General features: G+C 63.4%; 25 protein-coding genes and 1 riboswitch. Of the genes, 8 read left to right on the top strand and 17 right to left on the bottom strand.

Features of this window, described 5'->3' with window-relative positions; all coding sequences use genetic code 11:
* Window positions 1–112: 112 nt before the first annotated feature.
* From F3W81_RS15905 to thiB, 6 genes are all read right to left on the bottom strand, one after another.
* A complete protein-coding gene (locus F3W81_RS15905; protein WP_193083939.1) occupies window positions 113–2452 on the bottom strand; it encodes an aldehyde dehydrogenase family protein in 2340 nt (779 codons plus the stop codon).
* A 54-nt stretch (window positions 2453–2506) separates the two neighbouring features.
* Window positions 2507–3505 (bottom strand): deoxyribose-phosphate aldolase, encoded by a 999-nt coding sequence (gene deoC, locus F3W81_RS15900; RefSeq protein ID WP_193080154.1) that lies wholly within the window; start codon window positions 3503–3505, stop codon window positions 2507–2509.
* Window positions 3506–3628: 123 nt separating this feature from the next.
* Window positions 3629–4300: a 2-dehydro-3-deoxygalactonokinase gene (locus F3W81_RS15895; RefSeq protein WP_193080153.1), complete on the bottom strand. Its 672-nt coding sequence runs from the start codon at window positions 4298–4300 to the stop codon at window positions 3629–3631.
* Window positions 4301–4342: 42 nt separating this feature from the next.
* On the bottom strand, window positions 4343–5035 hold the full coding sequence (locus tag F3W81_RS15890; RefSeq protein WP_193080152.1) for a thiamine ABC transporter ATP-binding protein: 693 nt from the start codon (window positions 5033–5035) through the stop codon (window positions 4343–4345).
* Window positions 5028–6569, bottom strand: coding sequence for a thiamine/thiamine pyrophosphate ABC transporter permease ThiP (locus F3W81_RS15885; protein ID WP_193080151.1), 1542 nt, complete (start codon window positions 6567–6569; stop codon window positions 5028–5030). Before F3W81_RS15885 ends, F3W81_RS15890 begins: the two co-directional genes overlap by 8 nt.
* The gene (gene thiB / locus F3W81_RS15880) at window positions 6545–7522 is read right to left on the bottom strand and encodes a thiamine ABC transporter substrate binding subunit (protein WP_193080150.1); all 978 of its coding nucleotides are present in this window, start codon (window positions 7520–7522) and stop codon (window positions 6545–6547) included. The genes F3W81_RS15885 and thiB overlap by 25 nt, the downstream gene beginning before the upstream one ends.
* A 42-nt stretch (window positions 7523–7564) precedes the next feature.
* A riboswitch (TPP riboswitch) is annotated at window positions 7565–7665 on the bottom strand.
* Window positions 7666–7827: 162 nt separating this feature from the next.
* Between thiB and aroC the strand changes: the two genes are divergently transcribed.
* The 3 genes from aroC (at window position 7828) to F3W81_RS15865 (ending at window position 10330) form a co-directional block, all read left to right on the top strand.
* Complete coding sequence (aroC, locus tag F3W81_RS15875; protein ID WP_193080149.1) at window positions 7828–8931, top strand: chorismate synthase; 1104 nt, start codon at window positions 7828–7830, stop codon at window positions 8929–8931.
* A complete protein-coding gene (locus F3W81_RS15870; RefSeq protein ID WP_193080148.1) occupies window positions 8932–9876 on the top strand; it encodes an AEC family transporter in 945 nt (314 codons plus the stop codon). It begins immediately after the preceding gene.
* A gap of 214 nt (window positions 9877–10090) precedes the next feature.
* A complete protein-coding gene (locus F3W81_RS15865) occupies window positions 10091–10330 on the top strand; it encodes a hypothetical protein (RefSeq protein WP_193080147.1) in 240 nt (79 codons plus the stop codon).
* A 12-nt stretch (window positions 10331–10342) separates the two neighbouring features.
* Here F3W81_RS15865 and F3W81_RS15860 read toward each other — a convergent pair whose 3' ends face one another.
* The 5 genes from F3W81_RS15860 to F3W81_RS15840 form a co-directional block, all read right to left on the bottom strand.
* Entirely contained in the window at window positions 10343–10774 is a 432-nt protein-coding gene (locus F3W81_RS15860) for a thioredoxin family protein (RefSeq protein WP_319022266.1), read from the bottom strand.
* Window positions 10775–10786: 12 nt separating this feature from the next.
* Window positions 10787–11488 (bottom strand): cytochrome c biogenesis CcdA family protein, encoded by a 702-nt coding sequence (locus tag F3W81_RS15855; protein ID WP_193080146.1) that lies wholly within the window; start codon window positions 11486–11488, stop codon window positions 10787–10789.
* Window positions 11489–11551: 63 nt separating this feature from the next.
* Window positions 11552–12424 carry a DMT family transporter gene (locus tag F3W81_RS15850; protein ID WP_193080144.1) on the bottom strand — a complete coding sequence of 291 codons (873 nt, stop codon included), beginning with the start codon at window positions 12422–12424 and terminating at the stop codon, window positions 11552–11554.
* Window positions 12425–12661: 237 nt separating this feature from the next.
* Window positions 12662–12949: an HU family DNA-binding protein gene (locus tag F3W81_RS15845; protein WP_119399459.1), complete on the bottom strand. Its 288-nt coding sequence runs from the start codon at window positions 12947–12949 to the stop codon at window positions 12662–12664.
* Window positions 12950–13092: 143 nt separating this feature from the next.
* Window positions 13093–14562, bottom strand: a complete 1470-nt coding sequence (locus F3W81_RS15840; protein ID WP_193080143.1) for an AMP nucleosidase — start codon at window positions 14560–14562, stop codon at window positions 13093–13095.
* 153 nt (window positions 14563–14715) lie between these two features.
* On the opposite strand from F3W81_RS15840, the gene F3W81_RS15835 reads away from it, so the two are divergent.
* Both F3W81_RS15835 and F3W81_RS15830 read left to right on the top strand, forming a co-directional pair.
* Window positions 14716–15594, top strand: a complete 879-nt coding sequence (locus tag F3W81_RS15835; RefSeq protein ID WP_193080142.1) for an SDR family oxidoreductase — start codon at window positions 14716–14718, stop codon at window positions 15592–15594.
* A gap of 30 nt (window positions 15595–15624) precedes the next feature.
* Window positions 15625–16260 (top strand): exopolysaccharide biosynthesis protein, encoded by a 636-nt coding sequence (locus F3W81_RS15830; protein WP_193080141.1) that lies wholly within the window; start codon window positions 15625–15627, stop codon window positions 16258–16260.
* Here the strand turns inward: F3W81_RS15830 and dxs are convergent, their stop codons facing one another.
* From dxs to F3W81_RS15805, 5 genes are all read right to left on the bottom strand, one after another.
* Complete coding sequence (dxs, locus tag F3W81_RS15825; RefSeq protein WP_193080140.1) at window positions 16261–18186, bottom strand: 1-deoxy-D-xylulose-5-phosphate synthase; 1926 nt, start codon at window positions 18184–18186, stop codon at window positions 16261–16263.
* Between the two features lie 51 nt (window positions 18187–18237).
* Window positions 18238–19056, bottom strand: coding sequence for a polyprenyl synthetase family protein (locus F3W81_RS15820; protein ID WP_193083936.1), 819 nt, complete (start codon window positions 19054–19056; stop codon window positions 18238–18240).
* 44 nt (window positions 19057–19100) lie between these two features.
* Entirely contained in the window at window positions 19101–19343 is a 243-nt protein-coding gene (locus F3W81_RS15815) for an exodeoxyribonuclease VII small subunit (protein ID WP_193080139.1), read from the bottom strand.
* A gap of 212 nt (window positions 19344–19555) precedes the next feature.
* Window positions 19556–20269, bottom strand: a complete 714-nt coding sequence (locus F3W81_RS15810) for a response regulator (protein WP_193080138.1) — start codon at window positions 20267–20269, stop codon at window positions 19556–19558.
* Window positions 20266–20763 (bottom strand): MarR family winged helix-turn-helix transcriptional regulator, encoded by a 498-nt coding sequence (locus F3W81_RS15805; RefSeq protein ID WP_193080137.1) that lies wholly within the window; start codon window positions 20761–20763, stop codon window positions 20266–20268. The genes F3W81_RS15810 and F3W81_RS15805 overlap by 4 nt, the downstream gene beginning before the upstream one ends.
* A gap of 207 nt (window positions 20764–20970) precedes the next feature.
* Here F3W81_RS15805 and F3W81_RS15800 point away from each other — a divergent pair, with 207 nt between their 5' ends.
* Together F3W81_RS15800 and F3W81_RS15795 are read left to right on the top strand one after the other, a co-directional pair.
* Window positions 20971–21837 carry a branched-chain amino acid aminotransferase gene (locus tag F3W81_RS15800; protein WP_193080136.1) on the top strand — a complete coding sequence of 289 codons (867 nt, stop codon included), beginning with the start codon at window positions 20971–20973 and terminating at the stop codon, window positions 21835–21837.
* A gap of 188 nt (window positions 21838–22025) precedes the next feature.
* On the top strand, window positions 22026–23585 hold the full coding sequence (locus F3W81_RS15795) for an alkaline phosphatase D family protein (RefSeq protein WP_193080135.1): 1560 nt from the start codon (window positions 22026–22028) through the stop codon (window positions 23583–23585).
* A gap of 179 nt (window positions 23586–23764) precedes the next feature.
* Here F3W81_RS15795 and F3W81_RS15790 read toward each other — a convergent pair whose 3' ends face one another.
* Window positions 23765–24286, bottom strand: a complete 522-nt coding sequence (locus F3W81_RS15790; RefSeq protein WP_193080134.1) for a DUF6622 family protein — start codon at window positions 24284–24286, stop codon at window positions 23765–23767.
* A 117-nt stretch (window positions 24287–24403) separates the two neighbouring features.
* Between F3W81_RS15790 and F3W81_RS15785 the strand changes: the two genes are divergently transcribed.
* Window positions 24404–25204: a LytTR family DNA-binding domain-containing protein gene (locus F3W81_RS15785; RefSeq protein ID WP_193080133.1), complete on the top strand. Its 801-nt coding sequence runs from the start codon at window positions 24404–24406 to the stop codon at window positions 25202–25204.
* Window positions 25205–25254: the final 50 nt, after the last annotated feature.

The raw sequence follows: 25254 nt of genomic DNA, 5'->3' as shown, positions 1-25254 counted from the left end.
CCCCGGCATCGAGCCGGGGCTTTTTCTTTTGGCGGCGGCTGAAAACGCACCGCCCGGATACCGTTCAGATACCGACGCAATACCGACGTCGGAAATCGACGATTTCAGAGGCCTATTCGCCGTAGGGCACCCAGATCGATTTCACCTCCGTGGCGGCCTCCAGAAAGGCGCGCCCCTCGCCCTCGGCGGCAAACCAGTCCCGCGCCCGCCCATCATTGACCCAGGTCCGTTTCAGGTCCGTCGCACTCTGCGCCTCGATCACGCCACTGACGTCGGAGGAGGAGAACGACCAGACCGCATCGATGTCCATATGCGACGCCATGACCGGCGCCAGCTCAGCGTGACTGCCCGTCAGGATATTGACGACACCACCCGGAAGATCAGATGTATCAAGCACTTGGTAGAAATCCGTCGCGCTCAGCGGGCCATGCTCACTGGCCACAAGTACCACCCGGTTGCCCATGGCGATCGCCGGCGCCATGACCGAGATCAGGCCAAGCAGAGGCGCCTCGTCCGGGCAAAGCGCGCCGATCACGCCCACGGGTTCGCGCATCGCCAGCGCCACGCCGCGGATCGGAACCGAGCGTACATCGCCGCCGAACTTGTCAGCCCAGGCCGCATAGGTGAACAGCCGCGACACCGCCGCCGCGACCTCGTCAGCGCCCGCCTTACCCCCATTCAAATCATTGATACGGCTTGCAAATTCGGCGCTTCGCGCCTCAAGATTCTCAGCGATGTAATAGAGGATCTGTGCCCGCAGATGCCCGCTCGCCCCGGCCCAGCCCTTGGCCCCACGCGCGGCCTCAACTGCATTGCGCAAATCCTTGCGCCCGGCGATGCCGACCTGCCCCAACACCTTGCCGCCCTTGCCAAAGACCGGGCGTACATAGCCCCCATCAGGCCGTGCCTGCTTGCCCCCGACATAGAACTTTGCAGTGCGGTCCAGCCCCTCGACGACGCCCGCCTCTCCACTGAATTTCTCCTGCGGTTTCAGGGCCTTCTGCTTGCCAGAGGGCTTGGTATAGGCGCTCAGCCCCTCCCATCCGCCCTCACGGCCAAAGCCGCTCTCACGCACACCGCCAAAGCCGACAGCGGCGTCGAACATATTGGTGCCGTTGATCCAGACGACCCCCGCAACCAGCTTTGGCGCGACATCCAGAGCCAGATTGACGTTCTCGCTCCACAGCGTCGCGGCCAGCCCATAGCGCGTATCATTGGCGACAGCGACGGCCTCCTCCGGCGTCCGGAAGGTGGTCGAGACCAGAACAGGCCCGAAAATCTCTTCCTGCATCAATGGGTTGGCGCTCTCCAACCCGGTGATCAGCGTCGGCGGGTAATAGCATCCCTCCGGCAGATCACACTCGGGCTGATATACCTCGCCCTCACTGCCGGCGACCATCCCGCGAATCCGCTCCAGCTGGACCGGATCGACAATCGCACCGACGTCGACGCCCTTGTCCATCGGATTGCCCACGCGCAATTTATCCATCCGCGCCCGCAGCTTGGCATAGAATGCCTCAGCAATCCCCTCCTGCACCAACAGGCGTGACCCGGCACAACAAACCTGCCCGCCGTTGAACCAGATGGCATCGACCAGCCCCTCGACGGCGCTGTCGAGGTCGGCGTCCTCAAACACGATGTAGGGGCTCTTTCCGCCCAGCTCCAGCGTCAGAGATTTCCCCGAACCCGCTGTTGCAACACGGATTTTCCGCCCCACTTCGGTCGAGCCGGTAAAGGCCACCTTGTCCACACCGGCGTGGGACACCACCATCTCGCCCACCGCGCCATCGCCGGTGACGATGTTCACGACCCCCTTCGGCACCCCGGCCTGCACGCAGATCTCGGCAAACAGCAAAGCGGTCAGCGAGGTATACTCGGCCGGCTTCAGCACCACCGCATTCCCCATCGCCAGCGCCGGCGCGACCTTCCACGCCAGCATCAACAGCGGGAAATTCCACGGAAACACCTGTCCGCAAACACCGACCGCCTCACGCCCCGGAAGCTCGGCCGCCATCAGCTGAGCCATCCCGGCGTGATAGTAAAAATGCCGATGTACCAAGGGGATATCGATGTCCCGGCTCTCCCGGATCGGCTTGCCATTGTCCAGCGTTTCCAGCACGGCAAACAAACGCGCGTTCTTCTGCACCAGCCGCGCCAGCGCATAGATCACCCGAGCCCGGCCATGCCCCCCCAGTCCCGCCCACTTGCCCTGCGCACTGCGCGCCGCCGCCACAGCCGCATCCACATCCGCCTGGCTCCCTTGCGAGATCTCGGCCAAAGCCTCCCCCGTCGCCGGATTGCGCGTCGCGAAAACAGCCCCCGGCTTGGTAAACCGACCATCGATGAAATGTCCGAACCGCCCCTCATGCGCCGCGATCCAAGCCATCGCTTCGCTGGCCGTTTCCAGCGCAGGACCATACTCCATCGTCTCGAAAATCTCTTTCACGCCCATGCCCTTAGCTCCGCCCAACCCAGGTTTCCCTGTTATAAATATCCAAATCCCGCCCTATCCGGCGGCGTGCCGCCAGCTGGCCGAATAGGCGCCGGTCACATAGTGCTCCAACTGCCGCTCGATATCGCCCAGAAGCGAGGACGCGCCAAAGCGGAAAAGATCAGGGCGCAACCAGCGATCCCCCAGTTCCTCCTTGATCAGGCTGAGATACACCAATGAATCCTTGGCCTTGGAAATCCCACCGGCAGGTTTATAGCCCACCCGAATGCCCGTCCGCTCATAGTAGTCACGGATTGCACGGATCATCACCAGCGACACCGGCAGCGTCGCATTGACACTCTCTTTGCCGGTCGAGGTCTTGATGAAATCCGCCCCCGCCATCATGCACACCAGACTGGCCCGCGCGACATTGCGCAGCGAGCCGAGCTCACCGGTCGCCAGAATCGCCTTCACATGGGCTTCGCCACAGGCGGCACGAAAGGCCTTCATCTCGTCATAAAGTGCCTGCCAGTTGCCCGTCAGCACATGCCGGCGCGAGATCACGATGTCGATCTCAGCCGCGCCCGCCGCCACGCTCTCGCCAATCTCGGCCAGCCGCAGATGGAACGGCGACAGCCCGGCGGGAAAACCCGTCGATACGGCAGCCACCGGAATTCCCGAGCCTTTCAATGCAGTTACAGCCGCAGGCACCATGTCGTGATAAACACAGATCGCCCCCGTCGTCAGGCCCTGCATCCCCAGCGCCTCCAGCAGATCGGGCCGCACCGGCTGTTTCGCCTTGGCGCAGAGACGGCGCACGCGGCCCTCGGTGTCATCGCCGGCCAGCGTCGTCAGATCGATGCAGGAGATCGCCCGGCACAGCCATGCCGCCTGAAACTCCTTCTTGACGCTGCGCCGACCGGGCAGGCTGGCCGTGCGCCGCTCAATTGCCGAGCGGTTCGCCTGCGCGCCACGCACCCAATCCATATCCAGCGGCATCCCGGGGTTACGCGGCTCGATCGCCTGTGGAAGCTGCGAGGGCACCGCTGTGCGGTTTGCCTGTTCGGTCTGCATGAAATCCTCCACGTCGTTCGGCCTGAGTGTCTGAGCGCACGCGCCCTGCGCGGCTCTGTCGGACCTGACCTTCCCATGACGCGCAGGATCGCGCAAGTCAGCGGGACAGCGACTGGCGCCGCGTCACTCCGCTGTCAGAAACGCCTTGGCCAGCGCCCGGAACCCTTCACGCACCAGTGCGGCCTCGCTCGTCTCGGTCACCGGCACATAGAGGCCCCGCAGCGCCGCGAGGTAGGCGTTGGCCAGCGGCCCGCGCCCGATCAGCACCGCCTGCTGGCCCAACCAAAGGCGCTTGGCCGCTGCCATCTCGGCCCCCAGCAGCGCCGCAAGCTGTTGTCCCGGCGTTTCCGCCTCCGCCAGTTGAAACGGCAGGCGTTCGGCACGCGACATCGCTTCGTCAAACCCCTCCGGCACAGCGCCCACGCAGCCGAGCGCGCTTGCAAGCTGTCCCGTGGCACTGGCCTGCAAGTGGATCGCTTCACCGGCGCTGAGCGTCACCCAGAGCGTCCGCGCCGGTTGAACCACCAGCGCCAGCCCATCCCAATGCGGGTTAAGCGTTTGAAATCCCAAAAGACGCAGCCGGTCGCCGGAGGTCATCTGCCCAAGGCCGGGCAGACACAGCCCCTCAGCGCCCCGTGGCAGCTCCTCCGGGCAGAGTTTGCCGGGAATGCTCTGCATGGGCAGATCCGGCGCACCGACGATCAGCCTGTGATCCGTCGCAATGACTTGCGGCGGGATTTCACCCTCCGCGCTCCAGAAGCGATTTTCGATGCGGTCTATGCCTAGCCAATCCATGTGTCCGGGATAGGCGCGCGGGGCGCTGCGGTCAATCAATCCCTAGCCGAGGTAGCGGCGCAGCGCCTCCGGCGGATTGGCCAGCATCGCGGCCGCATCCTCAGGCGGATGCGCGACACCGTCATCAACCAGAATGATCTCTTCGGCGATGCGCCGGGCATCTTCGGGATCATGACTGACCATCAGCAGGGTGGCACCGGTTTCCCGCACCAAAGCCGAAACGAGGTCCAGCATCTCCACCCGCAGAGCAGGCCCGAGCGCGGCGAAGGGCTCGTCCAGCAGCAGCAGAGGGCGGTTCTGTACGAGGATGCGCGCCAGCGCCGCACGGCTTTGCTGCCCCCCCGACAGCGCAGAGGGCAGGCGTGCCCCCATCCCGCCAAGGCCAACGCGGGCCAGCGCGTCCTCGACCCTAGCCCGGTCCTGCGCCGACAGTCGCAGCGCAGGCGAGATCCCGAGCCCCACATTGCGCGCGATATCGAGGTGCGGAAACAGGTTACCATCCTGAAACAACATCGCAATCGGCCGCTTGCCGGGGCCGACCCCATCCAGCAGCTGACCGTCCCAGAGCACTTCCCCCGAGGTCTGCGCAAAGAACCCCGCAATCACCGACAGCAACGTCGACTTGCCCGCCCCGGAGGGACCGATCACGGCGACCCTGCGCCCGGCGGAGACGGCAAAGTCCGCACTGAGGCGAAAGCTCTGCTGACGGATCTCAAGCCTTTTCAGTTCAAGCATGCGATTTGCCTCCCCCCCGATCAAACAGCCAGAAAATGCCGAAACTGAGGCCCATCAGGATCAGCCCGCAGCTGGCCGCCGCTTCGCTTCGATAGGCGCCCATCAGGCGATACATCAACAACGGCAGGGTCTGGCGGTCCTCACTGCCGAACAGGGTGATCACACCCAGATCCCCCATCGACAACGCCCCCGCCAAGCCGGCTGCAAAGCCGAGCGGCGCGCGCAGGCGCGGCAGCAGCAGCCAACGCAGACGCGACAGCCCGCGCAGGGCCAGCGTATCGGCAAGACGCCCAAAGTCCGCCTCGACCCGCAGATAGGCCGGGGCGAGGACACGCAGGGAAAACGGCAGCGCCATCAGTGTGTTGACCAGCACTGTCACCGGCAGCGCCAGCCTGCCCGGCGCGATCACCGGGTTCAGGATCAGGAAATAGCCCGTGCCCAGCACCAGCGGCGACAGCGCCAGAGGCAGCAAGCCGATGCCCTGCACAACCCGGCTCATCGCGGCGGACAACGCCAGCGCGACCACAACCGTGCTAAGCGCCGAGAGCAGCGAGACGACAACCGAATTGCCGATCGCAGGCCAAAGCCCCGAGGGCAGATCGCCAAGGCCCGACAGCCCCGCGACAGCCACAGCCAGCAGCGGCCCGATCAGGAACACCCCGGCCAGAGCCAGCCCAGCACCGTCCGCCAGCCGCCGCCAGCCGCCGGGGCTGTCCCATCGCGGCAGGGCGCGGTCCAGCCCGGTGCCGCTGCCATCCATCCGCGTCACCAGCAGCGCCAGAATGGCGGCGACGGCAACAAGGCTGGTCTGCATCAGCGCCAGCACGGCGGCGCGCCCCAGATCGAAGTCGAACAGGAAGGCCTGATAAATAGCGAGCTCCACCGTCGTCGCGCGCGGCCCACCACCAAGGATCAGCGCCACTGCGAAACTGGCAAGGCAAATGGCAAAGATCGCCGCCATGGCGCCCGGCAGCACCTGCCGCAGCATGGGCCACTCCAGCAGCCGAAACACCTGTCGGGGCGGCAAATCCAGCTGCGCGGCAAGGCGAAAACGCTCGGACGGGATTGCCTGCCAGCCCTGCAGGATCATCCGCACCGCCAGCGGCATGTTGAAAAAGACATGCGCCAGAACGACGCCATGCAGCCCGTAGATCCGCCACGGCCCGAGCCCAAAGTGCGCGGCCACTCCGTTCAGCAGCCCGCGTGCCCCGAAGATCGCCAGCAGGCCCATCACAGCCACCACCACCGGCAGGATGAACGGCGCGCCAGTCAGCGCCACCATCAGCCGCCGCCCGGGAAAGCGCCTCCGTGCCAACGCCCGTGCCACCGGCAACGCCAAAACCACGGAGAATACCGCCGACAGCGACGCCTGCGTCAGGGTGAAGCGTAGCGCAGCCCAATCGGACGGGCCGGGCAGCACGCCGCCCCCGGCCCGAAGAAAGATCGCCAGCAGCGGCACCCCCAGCAAGGCCAGGATCAGCGCCGCCGCGACATATCCGGATCTGCGGCCTATTGCGACAGGGCGCTGCGCCATTCCTCGAGCGCCTCGCTCCGTACGGCCTCGGCCTGATCAGGGGTCATCAGCAGCGCCTTTTCCGGCTCGACGATCTGCTTGAAGCCTTCGGCCAGCCCGCCTACGGGCATGACAGCCGGGTACATCCAGTTCGTCGTCGGCAGCACCGCCTGCGCGGCATCGCTGACCAGGAACGCGAGGAACCGGTCCGCAAGCTCAGGCTGATCGGTATTGGCCATCTTGGCGGCAACTTCGACCTGCATGTAGTTGCCCTCGTCAAAAGCGACGGCCTCCTTGGAGGAATCATCCTCGGCGATGATGTGATAGGCGGGCGAGGTGGTATAGCTCAGCACCATGTCGGCCTCGCCATCCAGGAACATGCCATAGGCTTCGGACCAGCCGGGCGTCACGGTGACGATATTGTTGGCCAGACCTTTCCAGATCTCGCTGGCCTCTTCGCCGTAGACCTCCTTGACCCAGAGCAGCAGCCCCAGACCGGGGGTCGAACTGCGCGGATCCTCGATCACGATGGTGGTGTCGCTCTCGGCCAGCGCCTTGAACGACGTCGGATGCTTGGCCCCGACATTGCCGACAAAGGCGAAATAGCCCCAGTCATAGGGCACGAAGGTGGTGTCGATCCAGTCAACCGGCAGATCGTATTTCGCACTTACGTCCGTTTCGGCGAACAGCCCCGTGGCCTTGGCCTGCGCCATCAGGCTGGTGTCGAGACCGACGACCACATCCGCCTCGCTGCGCGCGCCCTCCAGCCGCAGTCGCGACAACAGCGCCGCACCATCGCCGGCCGCTGTGAAGACAACGTCACAGCCGCACTCCATCTCAAACGCTTTTTCAATCGCCGGGCCGGGGCCCCACTCGGGCACAAAGCTGTCGTATGTATAGACGTTGAGCACGGGAGTCTGGGCCGCCGCTTGTGTGGCCATCAGACAACCCGCAACAAATCCAAGATGCTTCATGGCATCCATCCTTACAGTTGCGGGCGGAGAAAGATTGGCGAAGCGCATCCGCCCGACCTTCCCTCCGCCGGTTTTAACCGGATCAGGTTCTACGGGTTCGCATCATTGCATCTCAGCCCTGTCAGGCACCCCGAGGTGGGGCAGAGACTAGGGGGACGGTGCATCGGGCGCAAGAGGGGCAAACCCGGCCAAAGCCTGTGCTTTTGCGGCGGGCCGGGTGAAATGACGCCCCCACAGGCGTCGCGCGGAATTGCGTGTCTTTGCGCATTGGGGTAACCGGGCACCAAAGCCGCCCGGAGAGCCTCATGTCGATCAACAGTTTCGGTCACCTGTTCCGCGTCACGACCTGGGGCGAGAGCCACGGGCCTGCCCTTGGCGCAACGGTCGACGGCTGCCCCCCCGGCATCGACGTCGATGCCGAGCTACTGCAGCACTGGATGGATCAGCGCAAACCGGGCCAGTCGAAATACACCACACAGCGACGCGAGGCCGACGAGGTCGAGATCCTGTCGGGCGTGTTCGAGGGCAAGACCACTGGCACCCCCGTTCAGCTGATGATCCGCAACACCGACCAGCGCTCCAAGGACTATGGCGACATCGCCGAGAAATTCCGCCCCGGTCACGCCGACATCACCTATTGGCTGAAATACGGCATCCGCGATTATCGCGGCGGCGGGCGCTCCTCGGCCCGTGAAACCGCCGCGCGTGTGGCGGCAGGCGGGCTGGCCCGTGCGGCCTTGGCCGCCCTGGCGCCCGACGTGCAGATCCGCGGCTACATGACCCAGATCGGCCCGCATCGCATCGATCGAGAACAGTTCGACGACGCCCAGATCAGCGAAAACCCCTTCTTCTGCCCCGATGCCACCGCCGCTGGCAACTGGGCGACCTACCTCGACGACCTGCGTAAATCCGGCAACTCAGTCGGCGCGGTGATCGAGGTCGTGGCCAAGGGTGTGCCTGCGGGCCTCGGCGCGCCGATCTACGGCAAGCTCGACACTGACCTCGCCGCGGCGATGATGTCGATCAACGCCGTTAAAGGCGTCGAGATCGGCGAGGGCATGAACGCTGCCTGCCTGACCGGCGAAGACAACGCGGACGAGATCTTTCTCGGCAACGACGGCAAGCCGATGTTTTCGTCTAACCACGCCGGAGGTATCCTGGGCGGTATCTCCTCGGGTCAGGACATCGTCGTGCGTTTCGCGGTCAAGCCGACGTCGTCGATCCTGAAGACCCGCCAGACCATCACCAAGTCCGGCGAGGCGACCGAGATCATCACCAAGGGCCGCCACGACCCCTGCGTCGGCATTCGCGCCGTGCCGGTGGGCGAGGCGATGATGGCCTGCGTGATTCTGGACCACCTGCTGCTGAATCGCGGCCAGATCGGGGATGCGGGCGGGAAAATCGGCTAAATGCTGTCGATCCTTGCCATTACATTTCCGGTCTTTGCCATCGTCGGCCTTGGATATGTTCTGACCAGGCTCAGGGTCTTTGACCTGCGCGACATGGCTGCTCTTGGCAAGTTCGTGATGTTTCTGGCCCTGCCCTCGCTGCTGTTTCGCGCCACGGCGACCCAGCCCTTCCGCGAGCTGATCGACCCCGGCTTCTTTCTGGCGCTGGTCTGCGCCGGGCTTGGCACCCAGCTGCTGATGTGGATCACCCTGCGTCTGCGCGGGCTCGGCCCTGTGCGCCGCGCAATCGGCGTGCTGGGAACCGCGACACCGAACTCTGCCTTTCTGTCGTTTCCAATCCTGCAGACGGTCTATCCAGAATACGCGCCCTCCATCCTTGCCATGTGCCTGCTGGCCGAGAATTTCTTTCTTAATCCCATCGGGTTGACCCTGATCGAAGCCGCAAACCCGCGCGAGCGCCGGCACCCCGTGCATACCATCGCAGCCATCGCCTGGTCCGTTCTGCGGCGCCCGATGATCTCCGGCCTGATCCTTGGCGCGATCGTGTCTCTGCTGGGCATTCCACTGCCCCATGTCATTGATCGCCCACTTGAACTTCTCGGCTATGCGGCCTCTCCGATTGCACTGTTTTTCATCGGCGGATCGCTTGTTGGTCTGCCGATGCAGGGCAATCTCAGGCTCGCCGCCGTCATCGCAGGCTTCAAGCTGGTGATTCACCCTATGGTCGCCTTCGCCGTGGTCGCTGTTCTGGCCGCATTCGCGCTGCCAGCGCCGACCGGAGACATGGCCACCGCGCTGATCCTGTCAACAGCGATGCCGATTTTCGGAGTTTTCCCCCTGCTGACACAGAACACCGAACATTCGGGAGCGGCGGCTCTGGCCGTTATGATCTCTACCGTGGCTGCGTTTTTCACCCTGACCCTCCTCATGGCCTTTCTTGTCTGAGCGGGCTGCGCCGCGTGTCTAAGACTGCCCATGTTCGTCATTTGTTAACTTCCCTGCGCCAACTCTTGGGTTGGGTGGCGGCAGGCCGCGCCGGTTGTTTCTCACCGACGGGTCCCACACAGGAGGTTATCATTTGGCATATCCAGCGAAATCGGACCCTTTTCGGCTCACTTCAGGCGCGAGGCATGATCAGCGTCCCACTATGAGCCGCCTCATGCCCATCCAGCCTCGGAGCCTGACCCACTCCGACACGCAGGGCGCGCTTCTGGGAATCAGTCTGCTTGTCGTGGCGGTCATTTCTGGCGGTTTCGGCCTGTCATCCGGATGGTTCGGCGCCCCACCTCATCGCCTGAGCAGCCAGATCGACCTCGGCGTGCCGATATCCACATCAAAAGCGGGCCTGATCGGCAAAGATGTCGTGGCCGAGGTACAGCGGGTCGCACGTTCTCCATAGCTTTGCAGGCTGTCAGCGCGCAGTTGCAGCCGTAAGCGCCGCATCCATCAGATCGCGGATCTTTTCCTCACGCGTGTCCGCAACGATGCGGCCCAATTCATCATCGCCCTTCAGCACGACGAGGGTTGATCGGCGCGGGATGCGCATGCGGGTCGCAAATTGCGAACGGCCGTACGTGTCCCAATCGACGTCGATAAAGATGATATTCTGCGCATAGGCTGGCCGTTCTGCTTTCAGCTTGTCCATCACACGGGTCTGGGCCGCGCAGGTCGTGCACCAGCTCGCCTTGAAATCCAGAAAAACGGTTGCGCCGCGCCCGAGGTAATCCCCCAGAATTCCGGGCTTGTAGAGCAAGGGCTCGGAGCTGGTCTGGGCCAGCAAGCCGAAGGGGGCAATAGCTCCGAAACTGGCACAGAGGGACAGGAACGTGCGGCGAATCATCATGTTAGCTCCCACTTAAAATCGCACAGAAAGATCCAGCAGCCAGGGCGGCAGGACATCAATGGCCCATGCTTCGACACTATGATGCAGCCGAAGCAGGATCGCCAGACCGACAAGAATGAACACCCCGCCCAGCACAGGCCGCGCGCGATATGCCAAACCGCGATACCGCAGAAGGACGCGCCGCGCGCCAAACCCAAGCACAAGGATCAACGTAGACACCCCAAAGGCAAACGCCGTCATGATGACCGCGGCCCGCCCAAGCGCCTGCCCCATTGCGGCAAGGGAAATCGCCGCGCCGAGTGTCGGACCGATGCAAGGGCTCCAGACCGCGCCGAGAAGCAGGCCGCCAAGGAACAGACCTGACAGCCCCTCTGGCTTCAACCGACCAAAATGCGCGTCGGCCCGCATCGCAACACCTGCGCTCGCCGTGGAAAAAGCCGAACTCAACTGCGGACTCAGCATGATAAAACCAAACCCGATCATCACCACAGCGCCGATTTTCGAGATGTTTTCCTCTGTCACACCAAGAAGGAAGCCAAAACTGGTGACGAAAACACCCAAGACGACGAAAGACAGGCTCAACCCCGCAGCGAGGGCGAGTGGTCCGCGCGGACTGGTCTGAAGGGCGGACCCGATCACGACCGGCAGCACCGGCAAAACGCAGGGATTGATCAGCGTCAAAAGTCCCGCGACATAGGCAAAGACAAGCTCCATGCCGGAACCGTGCCCGAGCGGCTGCGCCCTGTCATCTTACGAATGCGTGTAGCGCGCCCGACCTCAGGTGATCGGCTGTTGTTTGGAAAGCTGCACCGCCAGGATGCCTGCCGCGACAATAGCCACCCCCACCAGATCCAGCGGACCAATGGCTTCACCCAGCACAAGGGCCGCGACAAGCACCCCGAAAAACGGGTTCAGAAAGTGGAAGGTCGCCGCTTTGACTGCGCCAATCCGGTTCACCAGCGTGAACCAGACCCAAGTGGCCGCAATCCCGGGCACGAATACCGTATACGCGAAGGCCGCAATCAGGCTGGGGCTCCAATTGACCTGCCAATCTTCGAAGACAATGGCTGCAACGCCAAGGCAAACAGACCCGACCAGCATCTGCAGGCCAACAACCATCATCACGTTGCCACCGCCCGAAGCACCACGAGCACTCAGCGTTGCGACGCTCAGCGCGGCAGTACCGATCACGCAGAGCGCCAGACCGAACAGATCGGCGCCCGCGCTTATGCGCGTGCCCATGATCAAACCGGCCCCCAAAACCCCAAGTAAAAGTCCCAATATTGCCAGAGGCTTGAGCCTGTCTCCCAGCACAAGCCAGCCAAAAAGGCCCACCATCAGCGGCATGGTCGATGCGAGAATGGACGCCAGAGACGCCTCGATCCACTGCATCGCGATGAAGAAAAGCCCGAGGTAGAGCGCATTCTGACAGACCCCGAAGAGGATCGTCGCGCGCCATTGTGACCGAGTGAGCGTCAGGCTCTGGCCCATCGATCTGGCAAGCGCGATGGCAATCATCCCCGAAATCAGAAACCGCAGCGCCAGCGAGGTCATGGGCGGCGCATGGGCGACAATGATCCGCGCCGAGCTGAAAGCGCTGGACCACATGAAAGCAAAGGCGAGGCCCATGAAGATGGCTTTGATGTCCATGCGCACTCCTGTCTGGGCCGGGAGCAGGCGCCCGGGCTTTCCGGTCGCGAGGTAACCAGAATTGCGCAATGGAAGGAAGGGTCGCCCGCTGCATTGTGCGATACTGCGCGCCACCGGAGGAACCACGGGCCCAAATATCAGGAAGTTATCGCTCGCCATCAAAAATAGAAAAGGCCGCCCGAGAGCAGCCTTTTCTTATGTCAAAATAGCAAATTGGATTTGCGGAACAGGCAGAGCTTAGCCGTTCACGCTGTCTTTGAGAGCTTTCGCGATAGTCATCTTGACCACCTTGTCGGCCTCTTTCTTGATCTGCTCGCCCGTGGCGGGGTTGCGGACCATGCGCTCGGGGCGCTCACGGCAGTAGATTTTGCCAACGCCGGGCAGGGTCACTGCGCCGCCTTCGGACACTTCTTTGGTGATGATTGCGACTACGGCATCCAAAGCGGCAGAAGCGGTTTTCTTATCTTCACCCATTTCGTCGGCCAGTGCGGCGACAAGCTGGGTTTTGGTCATCGGCTTTGCCATTTGATGGTCTCCTTTTACTGCCCGATGTCTTGGGCCTCGTGGGCGGCATATAACCGGATGTAGAGGACAGACACAACAAATAGCGTATGTTTTCTTGGCTTTTTTGGGCCTCGCCAGTCATTCCGGCAAGGCTCCGCCGCAGGTCATAAAAAGGCAGTTTCGTCGAAACTTCTCAACTTGCGGCTGTGCAAGCGTTCAAGCGGCATGTCGCGCAGACTCTCCATGGCACGGATACCGATCATCAGGTGACGTGCAACCTGCGTTTTGTAAAAATCGCTCGCCATTCCGGGCAGTTTCAGCTCGCCATGCAGGGGTTTGTCGGAGATGCAGAGCAGGGTGCCGTAGGGAACACGAAACCGAAAGCCGTTCGCCGCGATCGTTGCACTTTCCATATCGAGCGCGACCGCGCGCGATTGCGACAGACGCTGCACGGGCCCACGCTGATCGCGCAACTCCCAGTTCCGGTTATCGAGGCTGGCGACAGTGCCGGTGCGCATGATACGCTTCAGGTCATACCCCTCAAGTTCCGTAACGTTTTCAACGGCTTCTTCCAGAGCGACCTGAATTTCAGCCAGCGCGGGGATCGGCACCCAGACCGGCAGGTCGTCATCCAGCACCTTGTCTTCGCGCAGATAGGCATGGGCGAGGACAAAATCCCCAAGGGTCTGGCTGTTGCGCAGACCGGCGCAATGGCCAACCATGATCCAGGCATGCGGGCGCAGCACTGCGATGTGGTCGGTCGCGGTTTTCGCGTTCGATGGGCCAACGCCGATATTCACCAGGGTGATCCCTGCCCCACCCGGACGCTTGAGGTGATAGGCTGGCATCTGCGGAGTCTTGGTCGTGTCAGGGATAATGCCATCGGCATCGGTGATTTCCACGTTCCCGGTGCTGACAAAGCTGGTGTAACCGCTCTCGGGATCCCCCAGCATCCGCCGGGCATAGGCCTCAAACTCACTGACGTAGAACTGGTAGTTGGTGAACAGGACGTGGTTCTGGAAATGCGCCGGGTCCGTCGCGGTGTAGTGGGTGAGTCGCGCCAGCGAATAGTCTACGCGCTGTGCGGTAAAGGGGGCAAGCGGCTCGACCCCGTCAGGACCCACGACATTGGTGCCGTTGACGATATCGTCGTTGGTGGTCGTCAGGTCGGGCACATCGAAGACATCGCGCAGCGTGAAGGAGGCCGCGCCTTCGTGCGGCACGGTCACGCTGTCATCGGCGGCAACGGCAAAGTGGACCGGCATCGGGGTGTCGGATGCGCCGACAACCACTTCGACGCCATAATTCTTGATCAGCTGGCCGATCTGCTGCTCCAGATAGTAGCGAAACAGCGATGGCCGCGTGATCGTTGCGGCATGCGTACCCGGCGCAGAGACGTGGCCAAAGCTCAGACGGCTGTCGATCTTGGCGAAACTGGTCGTGGTGATGCGCACTTCGGGATAAAAGGCGCGGACACGGCATTCCGGCTGACCCTGCATCATCGCGGCGATGAAATGATCGCGCAGAAAGCTGGTCGCCTGTTCATACAGCGCGCACAGCCGATCAACGGCGGCGGTCGCATCGGCGAAGGATTCCGCGGCGGGAACGTCCGGGCTCAGGATGCTTTCAGTCATTGAAGACTCCTTTCTGCCCTTTCTGTCGCGATGATGCTGCCGGTGCAAGCGCACATGTGCCTTTCCGGGTTGCATCTGACGCAAGGCCATCTCTGCCCGCTTCGGCCCTTCCACCTCTTGAAAGCCAGCACGGTTGCGACCAAGACTGGCGACATGAACACACTTATGATCTCCTTCGGGCACGGTTATTCCGCCCGCGCGGCCGCCAAATTGCTGATCCCTGCGGGGATGGCCATGCACGGCACGACGCGGAGCGATGGGCGGCTGGACCAGATCCGCGCCAGTGGCGTGACCCCGCATCTGTTTCCCGGCGAAGATCTCTCCCCTCTGATGGCTCAGGCGACGCACCTGCTGATTTCAGCTGGCCCCGACGCAGAGGGCGATCCGGTTCTGCGCGCGCTTGGCGACGTCATAAAGGCCCATGCGCCGCGTCTGGAATGGGTCGGATATCTCTCCACAACGGGGGTTTACGGGGATCACGCGGGCAATTGGGTGGATGAGGACACACCTCTGACCCCATCGACCCGGCGCGGCATATGGCGTGCCGAGGCTGAGGCGGCATGGCGCGCCATCCCCGACCTTCCGCTGCATATCTTCCGGCTGGCTGGCATTTACGGCCCCGGTCGCGGTCCCTTTGCCAAGGTGCGCGCGGGTACGGCCCGGCGTATCATCAAGCCCGGTCAGGTGTTCAGCCGGATTCACGTCGACGACATCGCGCAGGTCATTGCCGCCTCGATCGCCCGCCCGAACCCCGGCGCGATCTACAACCTGTGCGATGACGATCCGGCCCCGCCCCAGGACGTCATCTGCCATGCGGCCGAACTGCTGGGCCTGCCAATTCCCCCCGAAGAGGACTTTGCCGAGGCCGAAATGACCCCCATGGCCCGCAGTTTTTACGCCGAGAGCAAGCGCGTGCGGAATGTTCGCATCAAGCAGGACCTGGGCATCAGGCTGATCTACCCAACCTATCGCGAAGGTTTGGCCGCACTGCTGGCCGTTGAGACGGCCGAGGAAAACGCACGCGGCCAGTGAACAAAGCCCCGACTGAGGCGTTTGGCCTTCATGCAAACAGCAACCCGCCCCCAAGAAGACGACCCTGACGCGCTGCGCAGCCTCGGCGACATCCTCGATGTGCTGGAAAAAACCACTCGCGATGGCAGCATTTCCATAGGCGATGTGCTGGACGAGGTCGGCGTGCGCAGTTTTGCTCCGATCATCCTGATTCCGGCTCTGATCCTGTTTTCGCCGCTTTCGGGGATCATCGGCCTGCCCACCATCGGCGCGACCTTCATCTTTCTGATCACCATTCAGAAGCTGTTCGGACGTCCACAGGTCTGGATGCCTGCCATCCTCAAGCGCCGTCGCGTTAAGGAAGAGCGGCTGAAAAAGGCCATTGGCTGGCTGCGCAAACCGACAGGATGGGTTGATCGCCACACCCACAAGCGACTGACCGTGCTGGTCAGCCGCCCGGCGAACATGTTCACCTTGCTGCTGATCATGGGGATCTGCCTGATCATTCCGGTACTGGAGATCCTGCCGATGGTGACCTCGATCTTCGCGGCGGCGATCTCTTTTCTGGCGATTGGGCTGCTGGCGCGCGACGGGCTGTTCACCCTGTTGGGCTACATTCAGGCGGTAGCCAGCTGTGCTGTGATCTGGTGGATGATCTCCGCCGGAATCGGGGGCTTCGGCAGCTGATCAGGCGCGCTGGCCCAACGGCTCAACCCCCAGAACATCCAGCACTTTCGCCTCGATATCCGCAGCGCTCAGCCCGGCCACGGCATACATGTCTGCCGGACTGGCCTGATCGATGAAGATATCCGGCAGCACCATCGAGCGGTACTTGAGGCCGGTGTCGAAGACGCCTTCTTCGGCCAGCAATTGCGCGACATGGCTGCCGAAACCGCCCACGGCGCCCTCTTCCAGCGTGATCAGCGCTTCGTGGTCGCGGGCCAGTTTCAGGATCATTTCGCGGTCGAGCGGCTTGGCGAAACGCGCGTCGGCCACGGTCGGATGGATGCCACGCGCGCCGAGCGCCTCGCAGGCCTTGAGAACCTCCGACAGACGGGTCCCGAAGCTGAGCAGAGCGACCTGGCCACCCTCGCGGATCATCCGACCCTTGCCGATTTCCAACGGTTTTCCGACCTCGGGCATCTCGACGCCCGAACCCTCGCCGCGCGGATAGCGGAAGGCGATGGGGCCCTCGTCATGGGCGGCGGCGGTGGCGACCATGTGCTTCAGCTCGGCCTCATCCGCGGCGGCCATGACGACCATGCCCGGCAGGTTTGCCATGAAGGCGATGTCGTAGCTGCCGGCGTGGGTGGCACCATCGGCGCCGACCAGACCGGCACGGTCGATGGCAAAGCGCACCGGAAGGCGCTGGATCGCCACATCATGCACCACCTGATCATAACCGCGCTGCAGAAAGGTCGAATACATCGCGCAGAAGGGACGCATCCCCCCTGCCGCCAGCGCTGCTGCAAAGGTCACACCATGCTGTTCGGCAATCCCGACGTCGAACAGACGCGAGGGGTAACGCTCGGCCATGAGGTTCAGCCCGGTGCCATCGGGCATCGCGGCCGTGACGGCGCATATGCGGCTGTCTTCCGCCGCCAGACGCACCAGTTCCTGCCCGAAAACATTGGTGTAGCTCGGCGCGTTGGAGGGCGCCTTGACCTGCTTGCCCGAGGGCACGTCGAATTTCGCAGTCGCATGGCCTTTGTCGGAGGCGCGCTCGGCAGGGGCATAGCCCTTGCCCTTCTTGGTGACGATATGGATCAGTACGGGGCCCGTCGCACGGGCTTTGACCGTGCGCAGGACCGGCAAAAGCTGGCCCATGTCGTGCCCATCCAGCGGCCCGATGTAGGAAAAGCCCAGCTCCTCGAACAGCGTGCCACCGACGGCCATACCCTTGAGGATCTCTTTCGCGCGCTTGGCGCCTTCCTTGAAAGGCGGCGGCAGAAAGCTGGCGGCGCCCTTGGCCGCAGCCTTGAACTGGTGGAAAGGATCACCGGTGTAGAGCCGCGTCAGATAGGTGGACAGCGCACCGACAGGGGGGGCAATCGACATCTCGTTATCGTTCAGGATGACGATCATGCGCTTTTTAAGGTGGCCGGCGTTGTTCATCGCCTCAAACGCCATGCCCGCGCTCATCGCGCCGTCACCGATCACGGCAATCGCGTCACCGAGGCCTTCGGGCACCGAACCGCCCAGATCCCGCGCCACGGAAAAGCCGAGCGCGGCGGAGATCGAGGTAGAGCTATGCGCCGCGCCAAAAGGATCGAACGGGCTTTCACTGCGCTTGGTGAAACCGGACAACCCGTCTTTCTGGCGCAGGGTGCGGATGCGGTCCCGCCGCCCGGTCAGGATCTTGTGCGGATAGCTCTGGTGGCTGACGTCCCAGATGATCTTGTCGCGCGGGGCCTCGAACACGGCATGCAGGGCGACGGTCAGCTCTACCACACCCAGCCCGGCACCAAGGTGGCCACCGGTCTCAGAGACGGCGGCAATCGTTTCGGTGCGCAATTCATTGGCCAGCTGGCGCAGCTCAGGATCCGACAGGCCCTTCATGTCGGCCGGCGTCACCACTTTATCAAGAAGCGGGGTCTGCGTTGTCTGGGTCATATCCGCCTCCAAATCCACTGCTGCCGTGCCACCCCGACGGGCGGGCCCGGCTCAGCCTTGCCGCGAGATAACGAAGCGCGCGGCCTGCCGCAAGTTCTCCGCGTCCGCGCCGTAGGGGCGCAAAGCGTCACAGGCCTCCTTGACGAGGCTTTGCGCAGCACTCCGCGCAGCCTCAAGGCCCATGAGGGACACGAAGGTCGCCTTGCCCGCCTCAACGTCCTTCTGCACGCGTTTGCCGGTCTGCGCCTCGTCACCCTCGACATCCAAAATGTCGTCGGCGATCTGAAAAGCAAGGCCGAGGGCGTGGGCGTAGCTGGCCAGAGGCGCAGGATCAGCGCCCGCCATCACCGCACCGGCGGTGGCAGACCACTCAAACAGAGCACCGGTTTTCTTGGCCTGAAGGCGTTTGATCTGATCCAGCGTCAGAGGCGCCTCGGCGGTTTCGGCGGCGATGTCCAACGCCTGGCCCAGCACCATGCCATCCCCGCCCGCAGCCTGTGCCATGCCTGAAATCAGCGACAGCCTGCGGGCCTCGCTCAGTTCCATGCCCGCCAGAAGGGCGAAGGCGTGGCTCTGCAGCGCGTCACCCACCAGAATGCCGGTGGCCTCGTCCCATTTCACATGCACGGTCGGCAGGCCACGGCGCAGGTCGTCGTCATCCATGCTCGGCAGGTCATCGTGTACCAGGCTGTAGGCATGAATCGCCTCGATCGCCGCAGCTGCATCCAGTGCGGGGGCGGTCGGAACCGCGTGCAACCGCGCGCCCTCCAGCACCAGAAAGGCCCGCAGCCGCTTGCCGCCATGGCAGGCATAGCGCATCGCATCCCCAAGAGAGCCCTCATAGGGGGCCAGTGTCTGCGCGAGATGCATCGACACGGCCTTGGCCGCATCGCTCAGCACTGCGTCGAACACTGTCAGAGGCCCTCGACCGGCTTCACCCCAGTCGGGTTGCCATCGCCGTCCAGCGTGATGGCCGCGACTTTTTCCTCGGCCTCGGCCAGTTTCTTTTCGCAATGTTTCTTCAGCTCGGCACCGCGCTCATAGAGTTTAATCGACGCTTCGAGTTCGACATCGCCGCGTTCAAGCTGAGTCACGACGGCCTCCAGCTCTTTCATGGCGGCCTCGAAGGACATCTCGGAAAGGGGGGTATCGCTCATCGGGACTTCCTCGGCGTGGGTCTGGGGGCAGGTTCAGCGCACCTTATCCCCGGCTGGGGCAGGGTTCAATCGGGCGTCTTGGTATCCCGGGCAGCTGAGCCGGACTGCCGCCATGGCGGTGCCAATGTGGCGGCGGCAGTGGTCTTTGTGCGGGTGGGAGCCTCCGGCGGAAGTATTTCGGGCAAGATGACAGGGGACGCCGCGCACATCGCTCAGTCAGGGGCGAGCATATAGCCCGCGCCCCGCACCGTCTGCAGATAGCGGGGTTGCTTGGGGTCGGTTTCGATCTTGCGGCGCAGGCGGGTGATCTGCACGTCAACGGCGCGTTCCTGCGCCCCGGGTTGTTCGTGCGATCCGGCGCGGCCCAGCTCCTCGACCAGCTGAAGGCGCGACAGGGGTTCGCCGGGATGGGCCGAGAAGACCCGCATCAGCTGAACCTCAGTGGCTGTCAGGCGCACCGGAGCGTCGCCGTGCCAGAGCTCGGCGCGGTCGATATCGTAGCGCACGGCGCCAAGGTGCAGCACTTTGGGGATCGTGCTGGCCACCGGAGCTTCGGGCACGCGGCGCAGGATGGCGTTGATGCGCAACAACAATTCGCGCGGCTCGAAGGGTTTGACGAGGTAGTCGTCAGCGCCCGCTTCCAGCCCGCGAATTCGATCCTCGATCTCGCCCCGGGCCGTCAGCAGTAGGATCGGCGTCAGCAGCTGGCCGCGCAGGCTTTCCGTCAGCGAGATGCCGTCTTCGCCGGGCATCATCACGTCGAGGACGATCAGGTCGAACTCCAGCCCCGTCAGCAGGCGGCGAGCGTGGGCGGCGTCGCGCGCCATGGAGATCAGGAAACCGTGGCGTTTCAGGAACTTGGCCAGCAGTTCGCGGATACGCTCATCATCATCGACGATCAGCAGATGCGGGTCAGGATCGCTCATTGGCCACCATCCCTGAGAGAGGCGTAGCTTTTGCGCATCTCGCCGTCCATCATCGATTCCAGCACAAGACGGAAGCCGGCAACCGCGTCAGGGCCGGCCTTGCGATAGGCGTCGCGCACCCATTTGCGCTGCCCCTCGGACAGGCGTGCCTCAAGCGCTGCGCCCTTTTCCGTCAGGTAGAGGTGGCGTTCACGCTTGTCGGTGCGCCCGATGCGGCTTTCCACCAGACCGTCGGCGATCAGCGCGCGCAACACGCGGTTGAGGCTCTGCTTGGTAACACCGAGAATGGTCAGCAGCCGGTTCACCTTCATCCCCTGCCCGCGCGAGATAAAATGCAGCGCGCGGTGATGGGCGCGGCCATAGGCCATGCCTTCCAGAATCTGGTCCGGGGCCGCGGTAAAGCCGCGATAGGCGAAGAACATCGCCTCGATGCCCTGACGCAATTGTTCGTCCGTCAGGAAGAGAAGATTATCACCGAGTTGAATGTCCGACATTGGCCCTCCTGGCTGATCTGCGCCTGTCACGATACGCGTTGCAGAGACCTTAGCAAAGTCCTTCTGCTTTGGCCAAGAATACGTCAGGCTTGTTGACTTTCCAAGAATCAAACGCTAGCTAGACCCCATTGCGACGAAACTTTATGTTACTCGGACAGGGTTAAAGCGCAACTTATGGAATAATCACGGTACTTCAGGAGGTTCGCGATGAGCGCATACGATGACCGCGACGGCAAGATCTGGATGGATGGCAAACTGGTGGAATGGCGTGATGCCAACGTACACCTGCTGACCCACGCGCTTCACTATGCCTCCTCGGTATTTGAGGGCGAGCGCTGCTATAACGGCAAGATCTTCAAGGGTGTCGAGCATTCCAAGCGCCTGCGCGCCTCGGCCAATATGCTCGACTTCGAGATCCCCTATTCGGTCGAAGAGATCGAAGCGGCGAAATACGCCATGCTTGAGGCGAACGGCTGGACCGACGCCTATGTGCGGGCGATCGCCTGGCGCGGTGCTGGCGAAGACATGGGTGTCTCGGCGGCGCGCAACCCCGTCCGTCTGGCGATTGCCGGCTGGGAGTGGGGCAACTACTACGGCGACGCCAAGCTCAAGGGCGCCAAGCTGGACATCTCCAAGTGGAAGCGTCCCAGCCCCGAGACGATCCCGGTACATGCCAAGGCCGCGGGCCTCTACATGATCTGCACGATGTCGAAACATGCGGCCGAAGCCAAGGGGTGCTCGGACGCGCTGTTCATGGACTACCGCGGCTACGTGGCCGAATGCACCGGCGCCAATATCTTCTTCGTCAAGGACGGCGAAGTGCATACGCCGCTCGCGGATTCGTTCCTGAACGGCATCACGCGCCGCACGGTGATCGAGATGCTGAAGGAAAAAGGCATCGCCGTGCATGAGCGCCACATCATGCCGGAAGAGCTGGAAGGCTTTGAGCAATGCTGGCTGACCGGCACCGCCGCCGAAGTGACACCCGTTGGCCAGATCGGCGACTATACCTTTGAGGTTGGCGCCCTGACCCGGGATATCGCGGAGAGCTATGAGAAGATGGTGCGCGCGTAAGCCGCCCACCTCTTTCGCACAGACACAAAACGGCGCGCCTATCCGGTGCGCCGTTTTTCGTTTTATCTCAGCCCGTTACGCCCCGGTTACAAATCTTTCGCCGTGCTGTCGCCCAAGCGTCAGCGCTCTGTTGCATTCACCCTTCATGTCCGGCGCATCGTCTCACTCCTGACATTGAAGGAAGCCTCATGGCCAAGCTTTTCCAGTCCCGGCTGACCCGCCGCAGCATGTTGATCGGCACTGCCGCTGCCACTGCAACCCTCGCCATGCCGTCGATTTCGCGCGCCGCGTCGCGCCCGATGTTCACCCATGGCGTGCAGTCGGGTGATGTGTCGACCTCCTCCGGCATGATCTGGACGCGCACCGACCGTCCCGCGAAGGTGATGATGGAGATCGCGACTTCAGATAGCTTTAACGATGCGCGCCGCCTCGCGCCGCTCGACACCAACCCGGCCAGCGATCTGACGGTCAAGCGGATGATCGAAGGGCTGCCCGCCGATCAGGACATCTTCTACCGCTTCACTGCCGCCGATCTGAGCGACATCAACGCCGTGTCCGAGCCGATCACAGGGCATTTCCGCACCGCCCCTGCCTCGCGCCGTTCGGTGCGGTTTGCCTGGTCGGGCGATACCGCCGGTCAGGGCTATGGCATTGATGAAGCTGGTATGCGCACCTATGCGACGATGGCCCAGCACGAGCCCGATTTCTTCCTGCATTCCGGCGACACCATCTATGCCGATGGCGCGCTGCAGGACGAAATCACGGCGGGCGACGGCACCCAGTGGAAGAACCTGATCGTCACGCCCGAAAAGTCCAAGGTCGCGGAAACGCTGGACGAATATCGCGGTCAGTGGAAATACAACCTGATGGACGAACACCTGCTGGCGCTGAATGCGCAGGTGCCGACCTTCTTCCAGTGGGACGACCACGAGGTCATCAACAACTGGTCGGCCTCGAAAGATCTGAGCGCGGATGACCGCTATTCGGAAAAATCGATCCATGTGCTGGCGGCGCGGGCGGCGCGGGCATTCCATGAGATGACCCCGATCAGCTATACCCCTGCCGAGCCGGGCCGGGTCTATCGCAAGATCGCCTACGGGCCGATGCTGGACATCTTTTTCCTCGACATGCGCTCCTACCGGGGGCCGAATGGCGACAATTTAGAGAGCGAAATCAACGGCAACTCGACCTATCTGGGCCGGGACCAGATCGAATGGCTGCAGGCTGAGCTGGCTGCCTCCAAGGCGACGTGGAAGGTCATCGCCTCGGATATGCCGCTGGGGCTGGTGGTCAAGGACGGCGAAAAGTTCGAAGCGGTTGCCAACGCCGATGGCGGTGCCCCGAAAGGGCGCGAGCTGGAGATCGCGGATCTGCTGCGCTTTATCCGCGACGCTCAGGTCAAGAACACCGTCTGGCTGACCGCCGATGTGCACTATACCGCCGCCCACCACTACAGCCCGGAAAAGGCGCAGTTTCAAGAGTTTGAGCCGTTCTGGGAGTTCGTCTCGGGGCCGCTGCACGCCGGTGCTTTCGGGCCCAACGACCTCGACCCGACGTTCGGTCCGGAGGAGCGTTTCGTCAAGGCGCCGGCACCGGGTCAGGTCAACCTGCCGCCCTCGGATGGGATGCAGTTCTTCGGTCTGGTCGATATCGACGGCGCGACCCAGCAGATGAAAGTGCGTCTGATGGATCGCGGCAATACCGAGCTGTGGTCGATCACGCTGGACCCCAAGGGCGCGTCGATCTGACGTCAGCCAAGGTGCGAAACCGGGGGGGAGGGGCTGCAAGGCCGCTCCCCCTCTTTTGCGTTTTGAGGGATTGGTTAACGGAGAAAACCGGCGATTTGGCATGTCGGTATTGCGTCGGTATCTGAACGGTATCCGAACGGTGCCTGTGACAGCCTCGGGGGGAGGGTTAACGCGGGGCCTCAGGCGGGTTGGGCGCTCTGGCGCAGGGCGCGCAGGACGAGGCCGATGCCGCGCCCGAGGAACAGGCCGCTGCAGATCCCGACGATCAGCGACAGGGTGCCGCCGACAGCCACCGATGCCATGGCCGCGGGGGCCATTGATCCGATCACGCCAGAGGCAAAGCGGGCGGTGAAGATCGTCAGCGTCAGGCAGAGCGTCAGCCATTCGCCGGGCAGGTGCAGCCTGCCGTCGGGCAGCACCTGCAGATCGGTGCGACGGGCGACGGCCACGCCGATACCTCCGCCACAGACCAGACCGACCAGCCAGAACAGCGCCGTCGCGGTGTGCGTCAGCATTGCGCCGGACGAGAGGCTGATCATCAGGAAGACGGCGGGCAGGATCAGTGGCCGCATCACGGCGACGGAGCGATCCTGAGCCGCGCGCAGCCCCATCACCACCAGATAGATCAGCAGGGGCCAGACCCAGAGCGGGGTGTGTTGAAGAATGGCGACGGGAAGGGACAACAGGGAGGGGGTAGGCATTGCGGAGGGCTCCTTTTTTGGCAACACTTGGGCAGACCCCGGTGGGGCGCTGACCTTTGTCTGGCGCAGGCAAAAGGGCAGGAGAATGCTGATTTCGTGGAAGGACCCGGGCCAATCGTGAGTGGGACAGAGGTACAGCTGGCGCTTCGCAAATGGTACGGGGTGCTGACCTCGGCGCCTTTCGTGACCATTGTCGCGGTGGTCAGTCTGCTGGGCACCTTCTACCTGGTGCCGCAGGGTGCAGGCCTGCCGGTGATGCTGCGGATCCTGGCCAAGCAGGTCGCGACGTCGGCGTTATCCTCGGCCGTGGCGAGTCTGGTGATCCTGTTTGGGGTGCGGGCGATGCGCGACAGCCGGGTGCCGGTGGTGCTGCGACATTGCCTGTCGGGGCTCGTCGCCTCGGTGCCGGTGTTCGCGGTGGTGCTGGGGATCGAGGCGGTCAGCAGCGAGGTGCTGTGGCAATCGGGCGATCTGATGGCGGTGGCGCTGAACGTGGTTCTGACGGTGACGGGCATTGCGCTGGTCATCGGGGTGTTCGTGGCGCGGCGTCCTGTGGCTGTGGCTGTGGTTGAGACGGAGGCGCCGCAGCCCGGTGTCACGTTTCTGAAGCGTCTGCCGGTGGATCTGGGGCGCGCGCTGATCCGGGTCTCGGCGTTGGATCATTATGTCGAGGTGCAGACCAGCGCAGGCACGACGCTGCTGCTGATGCGTTTCGCCGATGCGCTGGAGGAACTGGAGGGCTGTCCGGGGCATCGCATCCACCGCTCGCACTGGGTGGCGGCGGGGGCGATCCGGCGGCTGCTGCGGCAGGAACGCGCGATGATGGTCGAGCTGGAGGATGGCACGCGCCTGCCGGTGAGCCGGTCTCAGCAAAGCGAGATGCGCGCGACCGGGTTGCCGCTGGAGCGGGCGGAGTGAACTGGCGCCGCCCGGCGGGGGAGGCCGGGCGGTTGGCAAGGGTCAGGAGG

This window comes from Pseudooceanicola spongiae (assembly GCF_014899185.1).
Taxonomy (GTDB): Bacteria; Pseudomonadota; Alphaproteobacteria; order Rhodobacterales; family Rhodobacteraceae; genus Pseudooceanicola; species Pseudooceanicola spongiae.
Note: the sequence above shows the minus strand (reverse complement) of the source record. Positions and strands in the feature narration are given on the sequence as shown.